Consider the following 14,297-nt stretch of genomic DNA (forward strand, 5'->3'; position numbering starts at 1 on the left):
TTTTCAGTGAGCCCCGGTGATCAATACCACTCAGATTGTGTAGAAGCTACAGATTATGCGGGTGGACGGCTTCAGTGGAATGGATATCGTTTTAAGTAAGGGGAAAAGGTGATATCAGAATTTTTCAAATTAAGTAGCTGTTAGGCGAATTTCATGAGCATCACGCTAAATGGGGTATGGCTCCAACAATTGAATATTGAACTGGAGGGAAGTGATCGTTCTTGCGCCGTGCTTGGTGGAGCGGTCCTAGATGACAGGCTTGCGAAGCTGATTAAGAAATTTCTACTTCCGCCAAAAAATGAGAAAGAAGATCGCCTTCTTGGCCGTGGAAGAGCGGTTGAATCATTTTCAGCTCGAATTGAACTTGCTCGAAGACTAAATTTAGTCGCAGAAGAAGTTTCACGCTCTTTAGATTGGATTCGCGATATCCGCAATGATGCGGCACACCGCGAAGAATTCAGTTTTGAAGAGAATTCCTGCCAATCTCGTGTAGAGAATATTATTGAAGCTTTAGAGCTGAAGACATACGGGCCGGGGTTACTTGAATGCCCCTATGCAAGTCCTAAAGGCCATTTTATAGTGGCAGTCACAATGATAGTCGCGCGTATTGAGCTAGAAACCGAATCAGTAAATGGAACTTTACATGATCCTATACGGAACCATCAGATTTCAATTGGCGCGTGAGTCGCCTAACAAAAACCGGCAGTCGGACAGCCAAAACTCCGCGCCTTTTGTGCTACTCGCTGGCGCTCAAACATTAGCACAAAAGGCGCTCCATTTCGGCTCCCGCTGCGGTTGGCGTTAAATGGCCGGGCCCCTAAGCCAGGAACTATTAAGATTATGGTAGGACTACTTTGTTAATTGTTAATCCAAAAAGAGAAAATGAATCAATTGAAGTGAAGCCGTACTGGTATAACTATTACGCAGGTTATTCACATACTTTTACTCAAAAGATTATCGAAACGGCCAATCTTCCAGCTGCTGCGCTCTTATTAGACCCATGGAACGGTGGTGGGACTACTACTTTAATGGCATCAGTTAATGGGTTTAGTTCCATAGGGGTAGACCTTAATCCGGTGATGAAGGTAATAGCATCGGCGAAGCAAACTGTAAAAAGTGATATAGAAATCATCAATCAGAAAATAAACGAAATCACTACAAAGATTGAGCCGTCATCGAGGAATGACGATCATTTAAATGCATGGTTTGATCCCTTAACTGTAAATAGTATACGTAAGATTGAACGCTGCATCACAGGAGAGGCGGAATACGAATCGACAGTAGATAAGGTCGACGCGCTAACAAATGTTCAATGTTTAATGTATACCGGCCTATTTAATTGTGTTCGAAGCTATCTATCCGAATTTATCCCCTCGAATCCCACTTGGGTAAAGAAGCCCAAAATTGACGAAGATAAAATTAGTGTTTCATGGGGCGAATTAAAAAAACAGTACATCAGGCATGTTAGAGACATGGTAAAAGGGATATCAATTTCTGATCATCAATGGCCGAAAGGTACTGCCGACATCAGAATAGCTTCTTCATCCCAATTGCCATTAGAAAATGCTTCGATTGATTTTGTTTTAACCTCTCCACCATATTGCACGAGAATTGATTATGGAATTGCTACTTTGCCAGAGCTATCTATTCTATGTATAGATGGAGAAAAGGAAATAGATTTAGTTAGAAGGCGATTGATGGGAACTACTACGGTACCGAAAGAGGCTAATTCTGGTGTTGAAAAGTTAACAGGAAAATGTGTTGCATTTCTTGAATCTGTCAGGACACACAGCTCGAAAGCGTCAGAGACTTATTACTATAAAAATCTTTCTCAATATTTTTTATCTTTGGGTGCGTCTATAAATGAAATTGAGCGGGTTATGAAGCCCGGTTCCGTTTTTGTTTGCGTCGTTCAAGATTCATATTATAAAGATATACATTGCAACCTACCTGAAATTATTTCAGAAATGGCAGAATCTCGTAAATTAAAGCTACGAGAAAGTATAGAGTTTGAGAGCAGACGAAATATGGCCAACTTAAATATAAAATCCAAAAAATATCGAAGCAAAAGTTCAGCGTTTGAGTCAGTGCTGATTTTTGATAAAGGAGAATAATATGGGCAGTGATGATTTAATTCTATCTCTCGAACAAAGTGTAGAAAAAGTCCATACGCAGAGTTTGGATTTGTCATTTAATGAACTGTTGGACATGTATATCGATGGAGAGCTGGATATCAACCCAGATTATCAACGCCTTTTTAGATGGAGTCAGGGTGCGCAATCAAGATTTATAGAATCTCTGCTCCTGGAAATGCCGGTACCACCAATTTATGTTGTGGAGTCTGAGACTGGGAAATATCAGCTTATCGATGGATTGCAGCGGTTTTCTTCATATCTTCATTTGCGGGGAAAGTTGGTAGCAGATCACCTGGAGCCAGCAATTGTAGATGGCGATTTTTTGGAATTACAGGAGTGCGATATCGTTCCTGATTTAAATGGCTACAAATATGATGACCTGCCAACTTCTTTAAAAATAAGACTAAAGCGAGCATTTGTCCGCGTTGAGGTGGTTAGAAAAGGGAGTGACAGTAAATTTCGTTATCATATGTTTAAACGCTTAAATACTGGTGGCGAAGCGCTAACAAGCCAGCAGCTTAGGAACTGCACAATCCGGATGCTCGATTCAACTTTTATTGATTTCGTTATAGATAAAAGTCGATCAGAAAATTTTAAGGCATGTATTTCTAATATCTCGAAGCAGCAAGGATTGGGGTCTTTTGATCAAGAGTTGGTTTTGAGATATTTCGCACTAAAAAACTATAAAGACAAATTTGTTCACGATGTGGCTGATTTTTTGACTGAATACATGGAGGCCGTTTCAGATCCAGAGAATGGTGAAATAACATTCGATTACGCTCAAGAAGACGTGGTTTTTGAAAAGCTTTTTTTAGTTTTAAATAAGGCCCTTGGTGATAAGTCCTTTGGTCGAGCCGGTAGGGGCGGAGTGCAGTCTAATTTTTCCGTTTATCATTATGAAGGTATCTGCACAGGCCTGCTTAGCAAGCTCGATGAAATCGATCCTGAAAATCAAGCTCATATAGATGCACTAAAAGAAAGTATAGAGAAAATAAAAGCCGACGAGGAATTCATTAGCGTAACAACCGGTGGTGGAAAAAACTCGCCAGGCCCACTTAATAAGAGAATTCAGATAGTTATTGATAAGCTGGATGAGTTGCAGCTATGAGCTTAGAGTACTTTCAGTTACAAATAGAGTCTGAGCGAGAGTGGCGAGAAGACGAAATTAGATTTCTTGATAATACCCAGAGAGATATAGCATCTGAAGATGATCAAAAAAAAATTCGACGATCAATACTTTGTCTTGTTTATGCTCATATAGAAGGCTTTGTCCAATTTGCTTTCACCTTATATATCGATGAGATTAATAAAAAAGGATTGAAGTGCTCAGATGTAAAGCCAGTGATTGCAGCTGCAACATTGCACCGTGAATTTATTGCTCTCAATAACAAAGATAAAAAAAGTGCAATTTTTCGCCGTACGTTACCAGATGACACTTCCCTACATAAGCTATCGAGGCAAGTAGAGTTTGTCGAAAATATAGCTCTTATACAAAATCACCCGGTTACAATACCTGAAGGATATGTCAATACTGAAAATAATGTTGGTCAACAGGTTTTGGAAAAGCTCTTATTCCAAGTTGGTTTGGAGTACAAAGATTTGAGAGATATTTACTCTCCATTAAATCGACTGTTAAACGTTAGGAATGATATTTCTCACGGAAAAAGGAAGCAGGGGATTGAGGATAGAGAATATCAAGAGTTTATAGCTTGCTGTAAGTCGGTAATTAGCGGAATATCAAGGCGTCTAACTACTGCGTACGGTAGAAATGAGTTTATGCAGGCAGTGTAATCATTTAACAATCACATGCACAGGAAGCCAATTACGCGCCGCCAATTGTGGTGCGCTTCGCGCACTCTACCACAATTGGCTCTGCTCCATTGGCTCCTGTGATGTGGGCGTTATGTGTAAATAGATGCTGGCACATGAAGGTATTTAAAAAGAAAAATAGCGAGTACAACAAGGCGGAGCGGATCTGTACTGCCATTTATTCTTTCATGATGTTCGCCATTATAGGTGCCGTTGTTCGTTTATTCGCTGGCGGCACTATAACCCTTGGCGGCGGTGAAACAATCGGCAGCCAATTTCTGCCATATATGATCAGTTTTGGGGCTGGTGCGGCTATATTGGGGTACATATTTCCCAAGGCTCTAAACATTATTATGTGCCTTATTCCCACACCGGGTATCAATAGCTAAACATGGCAAAACATACACATAACAAGGCGCAGCAGTCGCCCGGCAAAAAGCCGCCGGGCTGGGACGGTTTACCCGCCGCTTCGCTTTGGGTAAACCGCCCCAGTGCGCGGCGTTACATGAAAAGGAAGTATAAGAGTGTTTGACAAGGCATTTGAGTTCATTTCTCAGGGAGAGTACGCCGCGTTTTCCATCGCGATTGTTTTGGGGATTTTGTTTAACCTAAAAAATATCTTGTCCTTCGCAGATACCTATAAAAAAAGAAGGATAGAACTACTGAAGGAAGCTGTGTCCGTAGATTCGATAAATGGGAATCTGAAGGTTCATTTCGAAGATGAAATAGAAAATGAGTATTTTAGATTGGCCCATAAAGTGAAGATGGAAAAGGTTGTTAGGGATGCATGCATTGATTGGTATGCAAGACTGAATAGAGAGCTTTCGATCTCTCATTTTATAAGAGCAAGAAGCCATTTAGAGATAAGGGATGGTAAATTAGAGGTAAAAATATCGACCTTCGATAGGATTGGCTATTGGTACAATATGATAGCTGGTATTTTATTGTTGTTAATTGGTTTCCCGTTTCTGGCAATGACCAATGCTATTCAATCACAATCTATAGTTGGAATTTTTGTTGTGATTGGAGTTTCTCTATTTTTAATAGTATTTGGGATGTTTCTATTGTCCCAGACGTTTTCAGTTGTTTCCGCAAAGAGGGTGCAGGAAGCAATCGAAGGATAGATCATGTAACAAGTCACGGAAGGCGGACGGCTTTCAGCCGCCGCTTCGTTTAGCGTTATGAGTTTTAGAAATTTGGGCTTTTCCAAGCTGGAGTTACCGAGCGAGACCAGCGTGGTTTCGTTGGAAATCGGAATAAAGTCGCATTCTGGGGAATACGGGGTCAGAGCCCTTTTCGGCGAAACTTTATGCCGACCAGACATATTTAAAAAGGGCTCTACCCCATTAACGCTATGTTTTTGAGATTTTTATTTGTAGTCGCACTAGCAGAGTCAGTGGCATTTGCTATTTATTTTTTTCAGGGCTCTCTCGAATTCATGCCAACCAATGAACAAAACGACAAAGCACGAACTTCTGCAATCATTGGTTTCCTTGTTTTTCTCTGCGCCCTTACTCCAATTTCCTTCATTCTGCTTCGTTCAAAGAAGAATAGGCGTAGTGGCGAATCTGATACCTAGCCGACCATTGAAGTGAAAGAAAGCCGAAGCGAGTTTTGTACCACTGAAATCAGGCGTAGATTAGGCAATCAGCACCCACCACTTTCGGGAAGACCACCACATGCCTACCAAACCGCCACTCCCAAAATCCGTCTCTGCCGCCGAATGGCAAACAGCCCTCGACCAACTCCTGATCAAGGAGAAGGAATTAACCCGCGCACGCGACGCCCTGAACGCGGAGCGGCGCAGGTTGCCCATGGTCAAGGTGGAGAAGCCCTACACACTCCAGGGCACAGAGGGCGAGGTCACCCTGCTCGACCTGTTCGAGGGCCGCCGCCAGCTGATTGTCTACCACTTCATGTTCGGGCCGGACTGGAAGGCCGGCTGCGACGGTTGCTCCTGGGTGGCGGATGCCATGTCCCATCCCGCCCACCTCCACGCGCGCGATACCTCACTGGTGATGGTGTCGCGAGCAGCGCTGGACAAACTCCAGCGCTACCAGTCACGCATGGGCTGGACGATTCCGTGGTACTCGTCGCTGGGGAGCGACTTTAACGTGGATTTCGGCGCCACCACTGAAAATGGCGAACGGCACGGTGCGAGCGTGTTCCTGCGTGACGGCGACGACATTTACCGTACCTACTTCACTGGCGCGCGCGGCGTGGAATACCTCGGCAGCCACTGGACCTACCTGGATCTCACGCCCTTTGGCCGCCAGGAGACCTGGGAGGACTCGCCGGAAGGCTGGCCACAAACCCCGCCCTACACGTGGAACCGCCGCCACGACGAGTACGACAGGTAGTCAGGGAGCGTTCCACACCACCATCGCAATCATCCGCAGTGCCAGCACGCTCACCAGAATCCGGAACCACCACTGAAAGTTGGCCTGGGGCAGGTAGCCCCGCAGGCGGGTGCCCACCCAGGAGCCGAGCACGCTGGCGGCTACCATGCCTGCCAGCAGGCCCAACCAGGGGCCGAGGCTGAAGCCCATCAGGCCGAAGGCAGCGCCGCGCAGCAGGTGGCTGATGCTCATGTACACCGCGGTGTTCACTACCAGCCAGTCGCGCTGCACGGAATAGCGGGCCAGTACCGCTGCCCCCAGCGGGCCGGTGGCGCCCGCCACCATACCGAGCCCGGTCTGGTAGAAGCCGAGGAAGGCCAGGGCGAACTGCCCGCGTCCCTTCGGCTGCGGCAGGGGCAGCCAGGTGAGCAGCAGGATCAGTACCCCGATTACCGCGGGCAGCCAGTCCAGCGCCAGCGTGCGATAGATACCCCCGCCCGCCACCGCGCCCAGCACCCCGCCCGCGGCAATAGCCGGGGTTAGTGTCCAGTCGATATGGCGCCAGCCGAACACGGCCCGCGACAGGTTGCTGGCCAGCTGGGTCAGGGCGTGCAGGGGCAGGATGGCCGGCGCAGGCACCAGGCCCGGCATCAGGGTCAGCAGCAGCACGCCGCCGCCCATGCCGATGGCGCCGGCCAGGGCCGAGGTGAAAAAGGCGATCGGCAGCAGCAGGTATTCGCCCACCCGCCCTACTCCGGCGCCGCCGTTTCCTCACCGGCCTCGTCGGCCTCAACAATCCAGCTTTCCGCGGCGGCGCCGCGCTCCCATTCCTGCATGGCCTCGTCCGCGCGCAGGTGGGCCACGTAGTCCGCCACCGGCCCGGCGGGCAGTGCCACTCCGTAGCCGCCAAAGCGCACCGCCACCGGGGCGAAGAAGGCGTCGGCAATGCTGAACGTGCCCAGCAGCCAGGGGCCCTCACCGGCGCCCTGCTGGCGCGCCAGGGTCCAGCGCTGGAAGATGCGGGCGATGTCGGCCTCCAGGGCCGGCGAGGTGGGCACCCGGCGCTGGCGGGCGCGGAAGTTCATCGGCATGGCCGCGCGCAGGGCGCCGTAGCCGCTGTGCATTTCCGCCACCAGCGAGCGGCCCAGGGCGCGCAGGCCGGCATCCCGCGGCCACAGCTGGCCGTCGGCGAAGGTTTCGTTGATGTATTCGCAGATGGCGAGGGAATCCCACACGCAGCGCTCGCCGTGCCACAGCACCGGCACCGTGCGCGAGGGGGACAGGTCGCCGATGCGCCGGGCAAACTCCGGGGTGTCCAGGGGCAGCAGCTCCTCCGTGAAGGCCGCGCCGCTCTTGCGCAGGCAGAGCCAGGCGCGCAGGGACCAGGAAGAATAGTTACGGTTGCCGATCACCAGTTTAATTGCCGCCATTGTCCTGCTCCGTCTGTGAAATCCTGCAAATTTACCTGACCTTTTCGCGCGACTACAATACGCCCCTCTGGCGGACCGGTGATCCCGGGCCCCACACCCGGTAAGGAACCCTCAGCATGACGATTTACGATTACGATGTCCTGGTAATCGGCAGCGGCCCGTCGGGCGAAAGCGCTGCACTGAACGCGGCCAAGCACAACAAGCGCGCCGCCGTGATTGAAGACCGCCCCCTGGTGGGCGGCGGCTGCACCCACCGCGGCACCATCCCCTCCAAAGCCCTGCGCCACGCCGTCAAACAACTGATGCGCTTCAACACCGGCCGCCTGTTCCGCGAAATCGGCCACAGCCGCCAGATTCCCTACCCCACGGCGCTGTCCGTCGCCAGCGGCGTGATCGAAAAGCAGGTGGAGATGCGCAGCCGCTTCTATGCCCGCAACGGCATCGACCTCCACCCCGGCCAGGCCAGCTTTGTCGACGAGCACACCCTGGCCATTCGCCAGGCCGACGGCATTATCGAGAAGGTGACCGGGCGCGACATTGTGATCGCCACCGGCTCCCGGCCCTACCGCCCGGCAGACGTGGACTTCAACCACCCGCGCGTGTACGACAGCGACACCATCCTCGACCTCAAGCACACTCCGCGCAAGATCCTGATCGTCGGCGCCGGCGTGATCGGCTGTGAGTACGCCTCCATCTTCAGCGGCCTGGGCATCAAGGTGGAGCTGATCAACAGCTTCGACTACCTGCTGGCCTTCCTCGACGACGAGATTTCAGTGGCCCTCAACTACCACCTGCGGGACCTCGGCGTGATGGTGCGCCACCGGGAGGTGTACGAGCGGGTGGAGGCGACCGAGGAAGGGGTAATCCTGCACCTGAAGTCCGGCAAGCGCCTGCGCGGCGATGCCCTGCTGTGGTGTAACGGCCGCACCGGCAACACCGACCTGCTGAACCTGCCGGCGGTCAAGCTGGAGGCGGACAGCCGCGGCCAGTTGCAGGTCAACCAGCAGTACCAGACCAGCACGCCCAACATCTACGCCGTGGGTGACGTGATCGGCTGGCCCTCGCTCGCCAGCGCCGCCTATGACCAGGGCCGCTCCGCCGCCGCCGTCTCGCGCGGCAAGGAGACCACGCGCTACGTGGATGACGTGCCGACCGGCATCTATACCATCCCCGAGATCAGCTCGGTGGGCCGCACCGAGCGGGAGCTGACCGACGCCAGGATCCCCTTCGAGGTGGGCCGCGCCTTCTTCAAGGACACCGCCCGCGGGCAGATCTCCGGGGAGGACGTGGGCATGCTGAAAATCCTGTTCTGCCCCGACACCCTGGCCATTCTCGGCATCCACTGCTTCGGCGCCGAGGCCACCGAGATCATCCACATCGGCCAGGCCATCATGAAGCAGGAGGGCAAGGGCAACACCCTGCGCTACTTCATCACCACCACCTTCAACTACCCCACCATGGCGGAGGCCTACCGCATCGCGGCACTGAACGGCCTCAACCGCCTGAGCGGGGTGTAAGCCGGTGACCTGAGCGCGATGGTCGCCAGCGTGGATGCCATCGTGCTCGCCGGCGATCGCGGCGCGGCACGCGCCGTGGGCGGCGTCGCCAATAAATCCCTGCTGCCTGTCGGCGGCCACAGCCTGCTGGAGCGGGTGCTGCTGGCACTGTTACAGGTAGAGGCCGTGGGTCGCATTGTGGTGGTGGGGCCGGAGCACCTGCTGCGCCCGGTGGTGGCCGGCATTGAGCCCCCCGGGCGTATCGAGCTGCTGGAGCAGGCCGACACCGCCTACGCCAACTTCTGGCGCGCCTTTACCCACCTGGAGCAGAGCAGCGACGGCGAGCGCATAGACCGCCAGGTACTGGTCACGGGCGCGGATATGCCGCTGGTGAGCGCCGGGGAGCTGCGCGAGTTCCTGCACAACTGCGCCCGGCGCGACCTGGACTACTGCGTGGGCATGAGCGCCGAAGCCGCCCTGCGGCGCTTCTACCCGACGGCTTCGCTACCCGGCATCCACATGCGCTACCTGCACCTGGCCGAGGCCAGCCTGCGCCTCAACAACCTGCACCTGGTGCGCCCGCGGCGGGTGCAAAACCGGGATTACATCGACGAGGTCTACGGTTTCCGCTACCAGCGCGACATCGGCAATATGCTGCGCACCGCCCGCGACCTGCTCGGCCAGGAAGGCGTCGGCTGGCGTGCGCTGCGGCTCTACCTGATGCTGCAACTGGCGGAGCTGGGGCACCAGCGGGGCTGGCCCCGGTGGTGGGACTATTTTCGTAGCAAGGTAACGCGGCGGGATGTGGAGGCCATCGCCTCCAGCGTGCTGCAGACGCGGGCGGGAATTGTTGAGACCACGCAGGGCGGCTGCGCCATCGACGTGGACAACGAGCAGGATTACGCCGTGTTGCAGTTGCGCTGGGAGGAGTTCCGGCGCGGGGAGGAAAGCGGCCCCTGACGACAGGGTGCAGGGGCCGGCTGGCGATCAGGCGCCGATCTTGTCGCGCGCTTTGGCCATGTCCAGCGCCAGGTCCTCGATCATGTCTTCCTGGCCACCCACAGTGCGGCGACGTCCCAGTTCCACCAGGATGTCCCGCGCCGACAGGTTGTACTTCTTCGCCGCGCGCTTGGCAAACAGCAGGAAGGAGGAGTACACGCCGGCCCAGCCCAGGGTCAGGGAATCCCGGTCCACCCGCACGATGTCGTCCATCATCGGCACGATCAGGTCTTCCGCCACGTCCATGGCCTTGAACAGGTCCACCCCGGTCTCCACGCCCATGCGGTCGCACACCGCCAGGAACACTTCCAGCGGGGTGTTGCCGGCGCCGGCGCCGAGGCCCGCCAGGGAGCCGTCGATACGGCTCGCGCCCGCTTCCACCGCCGCCAGGGAGTTGGCGATGCCCATGCCCAGGTTGTGGTGGCCGTGGAAGCCGATCTCGGTGTCCGGGTTCAGCTTTTCACGGGCCAGGGCCACGCGGGCGGTGACGTCGTCCGGCAGCATGTAGCCGGCGGAGTCGGTGATGTACACACAGTTGGCGCCGAAGTCTTCCATCATCTTCAGCTGCTCGAGCAGCGCTTGCGGCTCGATCATGTGCGCCATCATCAAAAAGCCCACCACGTCCAGGCCGTCGTATTTGGCGGCCATGGTCAGGTGCTGCTCGGACACGTCGGCCTCGGTGCAGTGGGTGGCCACGCGGATGGTGCCGATACCGCAGTCTACCGCCATTTTCAGGTGGTCGACGGTGCCGATACCGGGCAGCAGCAGGGCTGAGACCTTGCTGTTCTTCACCGCGCCGCACACGGCGCTCAGGTATTCTTCGTCGCTGTTGGCGGGGAAGCCGTAGTTCACCGACGCGCCGCCCAGGCCGTCGCCGTGGGTGACTTCAATCAGCGGGATGCCGGCCGCGTCCATCGCCTTGGCGACGGTGACCATTTCGTCCACGGTGATCTGGTGCTGCTTGGGGTGCATGCCGTCGCGCAGGCACATGTCGTGAACGGTGATTTTCTTGCCTTTCAGATCCATGGTGTCGGTTCTCTATAGCTGTGTTGGTTTACTGACCCAGCCGATTTCATGCTCGGGCATGGCGGTCATTGTCATCTCTCAACCGGCAGCGGCGCCGGGGTAAAGCCCTCGGGGACACGCCGTGAACCCATCCATGGGGGCTCGACAGCGGCCGTCCAGGCCGCTGACGGTCCCTTCGGGCTTTACCCCGCCACCGCTACCTCCTGCGATGGCAGGTAATCTGCTTTGTGCTTCGTTAACTAAGAAAGCCAAGCCAGCCATTCGCTGCCGGAAGCATTGCCTTCAATTTACGCACCCATCATAGACGTCTGGACCGGGGAATGCCTGAAGCGACCGTCAGCGGCATGGATGCCGCTGAAGAGCCTACATGGATGTATTTACGGCGAGTCGCGGCAGGCGTTACCCGGTGCGGACGTCGACTTGCGAAGTGCCGCAGTATCGCGGTTGAAACTATGCCGCCGTTGGCACGAACTTGCCCGCCAGGATTTCCTCCGCGTACATCTCCGCCGTGCGCAAACCCGCCGCCGTCATGATGTCCAGGTTGCCCGCGTACTTCGGCAGGAAGTCACCCAGGCCCTCCACCTCCATGTAAATGGACACGCGCTTGCCGTCGAACACCGGGCCGTTCTTCAGCGTGTAACCCGGCACGTACTTCTGTACCTCCAGGATCATCTCGTCCACCGACTTGCGGATGGCGTCCTCGTCCGGCGTGTCCACGGTCAGGCAGTGAATGGTGTCGCGCATGATCAGCGGCGGCTCCGCCGGGTTGATGATGATGATCGCCTTGCCCTTCTCGGCGCCGCCCACCAGTTCGATGCCGCGGGAGGTGGTGCGGGTGAACTCGTCGATGTTCTTGCGGGTGCCGGGGCCGGCGGACTTGCTGCTCACGGTGGCCACAATCTCGGCGTAGGACACCGGCTGTACGCGGCTCACCGCGGCCACCATGGGAATGGTGGCCTGGCCGCCGCAGGTGACCATGTTCACGTTCATCTTCTGCTCAGCCACCGCGGTGGACAGGTTCACCGGCGGTACGCAGAAGGGGCCGATGGCGGCGGGAGTGAGGTCGATCATCACCGCGCCCTGCTCGTTCACCTTGCGGCTGTTTTCCGCGTGCACGTAGGCGGAGGTGGCGTCGAAGCAGATCTGCACGCCGTCTTCCTTCATGGTCGGCAGCATGCCGTCCACGCCGTCGGCAGTGGTTTTCAGGCCCATCTCGGCGGCGCGGGCCAGGCCGGGGGAATCGGGCACCACGCCCACCATCCACACCGGCTCGATGACCTCCGAGCGCATGGCCTTCATCAGCAGGTCGGTGCCGATGTTGCCGGGGCCAATGATGGCGGCTTTGATTTTCTTACTCATGGTGTTGGCTTTCCTCTGTGCGGGCGCGAACGCCCGGCAGTTGATGCTTGAAGTTGGGCTCAGACAAAGCGGCAGGCGCAGCCGCCGATGCCGTCGATTTCCAGGCGCATTTCATCGCCGGCCACTACCGGGATCAGGGGCGCCAGGGAGCCGGAGAGGATGACCTCCCCCGCCTTGAAGGGAATACCGAACTCGCCCAGGGTGTTGGCCAGCCAGGCGACGGCGGTAAGCGGGTTGCCCTGCACCGCGCTGCCCAGGCCCTCGCTGTGGAATTCGCCGTTTTTCCAGATGGTCATCTTGAGGTTGGGCAGGTCGAAGTCGCGCGGGTCGACTTCGTTCTCGCCCAGTACGTAGACGCCGCAGGAGGCGTTGTCGGCCACGGTGTCCTGGATCTTGATCTTCCAGTCGTCGATGCGCGAATCCACGATCTCGAAACAGGGCATGATGGATTCGGTGGCGTCGAGCACATCCTGCTCGGTCACGCCGGGGCCCTGCAGGTCCTTCTTCAGGCGAAAGGCGATTTCCCCTTCCGCGCGCGGCTGGATCAGGTTGCCCGCCACCGGAATGTCGGCGTTATCCGCGTAAACCATGGCGTCGGTGAGAAAGCCGAAGTCGGGCTGGAACACGCCCAGCATGTCCTGCACCGGCTTGCTGGTCACGCCGATCTTCTTGCCGACGATGCGCTCGCCGTCGCGCTCCACCCGCTGGTTCACCATGTGCAGGCTGATGTGATAGGCGTCGTCGATGCTGATGTCCGCCTCGCGGTCAGTCAGCGGCGCCAGGGTGCGGCCCTCGCGCAGGGCGCGGTAGAGTTCGTCGCCGAGTTCGGCTATGCGTTGCTTATCCACGTTATGCCTTATCCATGCTGTACAAAATCGAGACAGGCGCGGTTGAACATGTCCTCGTGCTCCACCATCACCCAGTGGCCACACTCGGTCACCAGGATCAGGCGCAGGTGCTTGATGTTTTTGGCCATCGCCATGATGCCGTTCTCGGGCATCATCTGCTCGTCCATGCCCCAGAAACCGAGCACCGGGCACTGCAGCTCCTGCAGGCGCTCCACCAGTACCGGAATCTTCATGGTCGCCATCACATGCCCGTTCATGATCTGCATGATCTGCATGCGCTCTTCCACCAGTTCATCGGTGGCGTGGCGGCCGTCGTACATCAGGCCGGTGGCGAACAGGTCCTTCATCACCTCGGGGGTCACCGGCTCGCCGGAGCCGAACACCTTGAACACCTTTTGCATACCGGGCATGGCCTGGTACTCCGGCATTTCACTGAGCCCGCCAGGGGCCATCAGGATGAGTTTTTCCACCAGCGCCGGGTGCTCCAGCGCCAGGCCGATGGCGACGGCGCCGCCGAGGGAGTTGCCGACCACCGTGCAGCGCTCCACGCCGGCCACGTCGAGGGTCTGCTTGATGCACTCGACGAAGAAGGACAGGGGGTGGTCGACGTCGTTGGGCTTGTCGGAGAAGCCGTAGCCGATATGATCGGGAACAATGCAGCGGTAGCCGGCTTCCACCAGTACCGGGTAGTTACCCTTGAAGTTGCTGTAGCCGCTGGCGCCGGGGCCGGAACCGTGCAGGAACACCACGACCTCGCCCTGGCCCTCGTCCAGGTAATGAATGCGATAGCCGTTGGCGCAGTCTGCGTAGTTGCCTTCCGGCAAGCGTCCGATCATAGACATATTGTTCTCCTTAT

15 protein-coding genes are annotated in these 14,297 nt (G+C 55.9%); 9 read left to right on the forward strand and 6 right to left on the reverse strand.

Annotation, left to right across the window (positions count from 1 at the left end; translation table 11 throughout):
* Positions 1-153: 153 nt before the first annotated feature.
* From FVW59_RS06155 to FVW59_RS06185, 7 genes are all read left to right on the forward strand, one after another.
* Positions 154-684: a DUF4145 domain-containing protein gene (locus FVW59_RS06155; protein ID WP_148063348.1), complete on the forward strand. Its 531-nt coding sequence runs from the start codon at positions 154-156 to the stop codon at positions 682-684.
* A gap of 170 nt (positions 685-854) precedes the next feature.
* Positions 855-2,114 (forward strand): DNA methyltransferase, encoded by a 1,260-nt coding sequence (locus FVW59_RS06160; RefSeq protein ID WP_148063349.1) that lies wholly within the window; start codon positions 855-857, stop codon positions 2,112-2,114.
* Between the two features lies 1 nt (position 2,115).
* On the forward strand, positions 2,116-3,243 hold the full coding sequence (locus tag FVW59_RS06165) for a DUF262 domain-containing protein (protein WP_148063350.1): 1,128 nt from the start codon (positions 2,116-2,118) through the stop codon (positions 3,241-3,243).
* The gene (locus FVW59_RS06170) at positions 3,240-3,926 is read left to right on the forward strand and encodes an MAE_28990/MAE_18760 family HEPN-like nuclease (RefSeq protein WP_148063351.1); all 687 of its coding nucleotides are present in this window, start codon (positions 3,240-3,242) and stop codon (positions 3,924-3,926) included. The genes FVW59_RS06165 and FVW59_RS06170 overlap by 4 nt, the downstream gene beginning before the upstream one ends.
* A 134-nt stretch (positions 3,927-4,060) precedes the next feature.
* Entirely contained in the window at positions 4,061-4,333 is a 273-nt protein-coding gene (locus FVW59_RS06175; protein WP_148063352.1) for a hypothetical protein, read from the forward strand.
* 135 nt (positions 4,334-4,468) lie between these two features.
* Positions 4,469-5,068 (forward strand): hypothetical protein, encoded by a 600-nt coding sequence (locus tag FVW59_RS06180; RefSeq protein WP_148063353.1) that lies wholly within the window; start codon positions 4,469-4,471, stop codon positions 5,066-5,068.
* Between the two features lie 555 nt (positions 5,069-5,623).
* The gene (locus FVW59_RS06185) at positions 5,624-6,304 is read left to right on the forward strand and encodes a DUF899 domain-containing protein (RefSeq protein WP_148063354.1); all 681 of its coding nucleotides are present in this window, start codon (positions 5,624-5,626) and stop codon (positions 6,302-6,304) included.
* On the opposite strand, the gene FVW59_RS06190 is transcribed toward FVW59_RS06185, so the two are convergent.
* Positions 6,305-7,027: a sulfite exporter TauE/SafE family protein gene (locus FVW59_RS06190; RefSeq protein ID WP_148063355.1), complete on the reverse strand. Its 723-nt coding sequence runs from the start codon at positions 7,025-7,027 to the stop codon at positions 6,305-6,307. It lies immediately after the preceding gene.
* 5 nt (positions 7,028-7,032) lie between these two features.
* Entirely contained in the window at positions 7,033-7,713 is a 681-nt protein-coding gene (locus tag FVW59_RS06195; RefSeq protein WP_148063356.1) for a glutathione S-transferase family protein, read from the reverse strand.
* A gap of 116 nt (positions 7,714-7,829) precedes the next feature.
* Between FVW59_RS06195 and sthA the strand changes: the two genes are divergently transcribed.
* Positions 7,830-9,230: a Si-specific NAD(P)(+) transhydrogenase gene (sthA, locus tag FVW59_RS06200; protein WP_148063357.1), complete on the forward strand. Its 1,401-nt coding sequence runs from the start codon at positions 7,830-7,832 to the stop codon at positions 9,228-9,230.
* An 18-nt stretch (positions 9,231-9,248) separates the two neighbouring features.
* A complete protein-coding gene (locus FVW59_RS06205; protein ID WP_148063358.1) occupies positions 9,249-10,169 on the forward strand; it encodes an NTP transferase domain-containing protein in 921 nt (306 codons plus the stop codon).
* 27 nt (positions 10,170-10,196) lie between these two features.
* On the opposite strand, the gene dmpG is transcribed toward FVW59_RS06205, so the two are convergent.
* The 4 genes from dmpG to FVW59_RS06225 all read right to left on the reverse strand — a co-directional run bounded on the left by dmpG (position 10,197) and on the right by FVW59_RS06225 (position 14,283).
* A complete protein-coding gene (gene dmpG, locus FVW59_RS06210; RefSeq protein WP_148063359.1) occupies positions 10,197-11,234 on the reverse strand; it encodes a 4-hydroxy-2-oxovalerate aldolase in 1,038 nt (345 codons plus the stop codon).
* 450 nt (positions 11,235-11,684) lie between these two features.
* Positions 11,685-12,593 (reverse strand): acetaldehyde dehydrogenase (acetylating), encoded by a 909-nt coding sequence (locus tag FVW59_RS06215; RefSeq protein WP_148063360.1) that lies wholly within the window; start codon positions 12,591-12,593, stop codon positions 11,685-11,687.
* A 59-nt stretch (positions 12,594-12,652) separates the two neighbouring features.
* Positions 12,653-13,441, reverse strand: a complete 789-nt coding sequence (locus FVW59_RS06220; RefSeq protein ID WP_148063361.1) for a fumarylacetoacetate hydrolase family protein — start codon at positions 13,439-13,441, stop codon at positions 12,653-12,655.
* 8 nt (positions 13,442-13,449) lie between these two features.
* Positions 13,450-14,283: an alpha/beta fold hydrolase gene (locus FVW59_RS06225; protein ID WP_148063362.1), complete on the reverse strand. Its 834-nt coding sequence runs from the start codon at positions 14,281-14,283 to the stop codon at positions 13,450-13,452.
* Positions 14,284-14,297: the final 14 nt, after the last annotated feature.

Origin of the sequence: Parahaliea aestuarii, assembly GCF_008064635.1 — a bacterium.
Classification (GTDB): domain Bacteria; phylum Pseudomonadota; class Gammaproteobacteria; order Pseudomonadales; family Halieaceae; genus Parahaliea; species Parahaliea aestuarii.

What these genes read in the sequence shown, in the direction of transcription:
- FVW59_RS06155 (WP_148063348.1), top strand. Translation starts at nt 154, where the DNA reads ATGAGCATCACGCTAAATGGGGTATGGCTCCAACAATTGAATATTGAA.
- FVW59_RS06165 (WP_148063350.1), top strand. Translation starts at nt 2,116, where the DNA reads ATGGGCAGTGATGATTTAATTCTATCTCTCGAACAAAGTGTAGAAAAA.
- FVW59_RS06170 (WP_148063351.1), top strand. Translation starts at nt 3,240, where the DNA reads ATGAGCTTAGAGTACTTTCAGTTACAAATAGAGTCTGAGCGAGAGTGG.
- FVW59_RS06175 (WP_148063352.1), top strand. Translation starts at nt 4,061, where the DNA reads ATGAAGGTATTTAAAAAGAAAAATAGCGAGTACAACAAGGCGGAGCGG.
- FVW59_RS06185 (WP_148063354.1), top strand. Translation starts at nt 5,624, where the DNA reads ATGCCTACCAAACCGCCACTCCCAAAATCCGTCTCTGCCGCCGAATGG.
- FVW59_RS06195 (WP_148063356.1), bottom strand. Translation starts at nt 7,713, where the DNA reads ATGGCGGCAATTAAACTGGTGATCGGCAACCGTAACTATTCTTCCTGG.
- sthA (WP_148063357.1), top strand. Translation starts at nt 7,830, where the DNA reads ATGACGATTTACGATTACGATGTCCTGGTAATCGGCAGCGGCCCGTCG.
- FVW59_RS06205 (WP_148063358.1), top strand. Translation starts at nt 9,249, where the DNA reads ATGGTCGCCAGCGTGGATGCCATCGTGCTCGCCGGCGATCGCGGCGCG.
- dmpG (WP_148063359.1), bottom strand. Translation starts at nt 11,234, where the DNA reads ATGGATCTGAAAGGCAAGAAAATCACCGTTCACGACATGTGCCTGCGC.
- FVW59_RS06215 (WP_148063360.1), bottom strand. Translation starts at nt 12,593, where the DNA reads ATGAGTAAGAAAATCAAAGCCGCCATCATTGGCCCCGGCAACATCGGC.
- FVW59_RS06225 (WP_148063362.1), bottom strand. Translation starts at nt 14,283, where the DNA reads ATGTCTATGATCGGACGCTTGCCGGAAGGCAACTACGCAGACTGCGCC.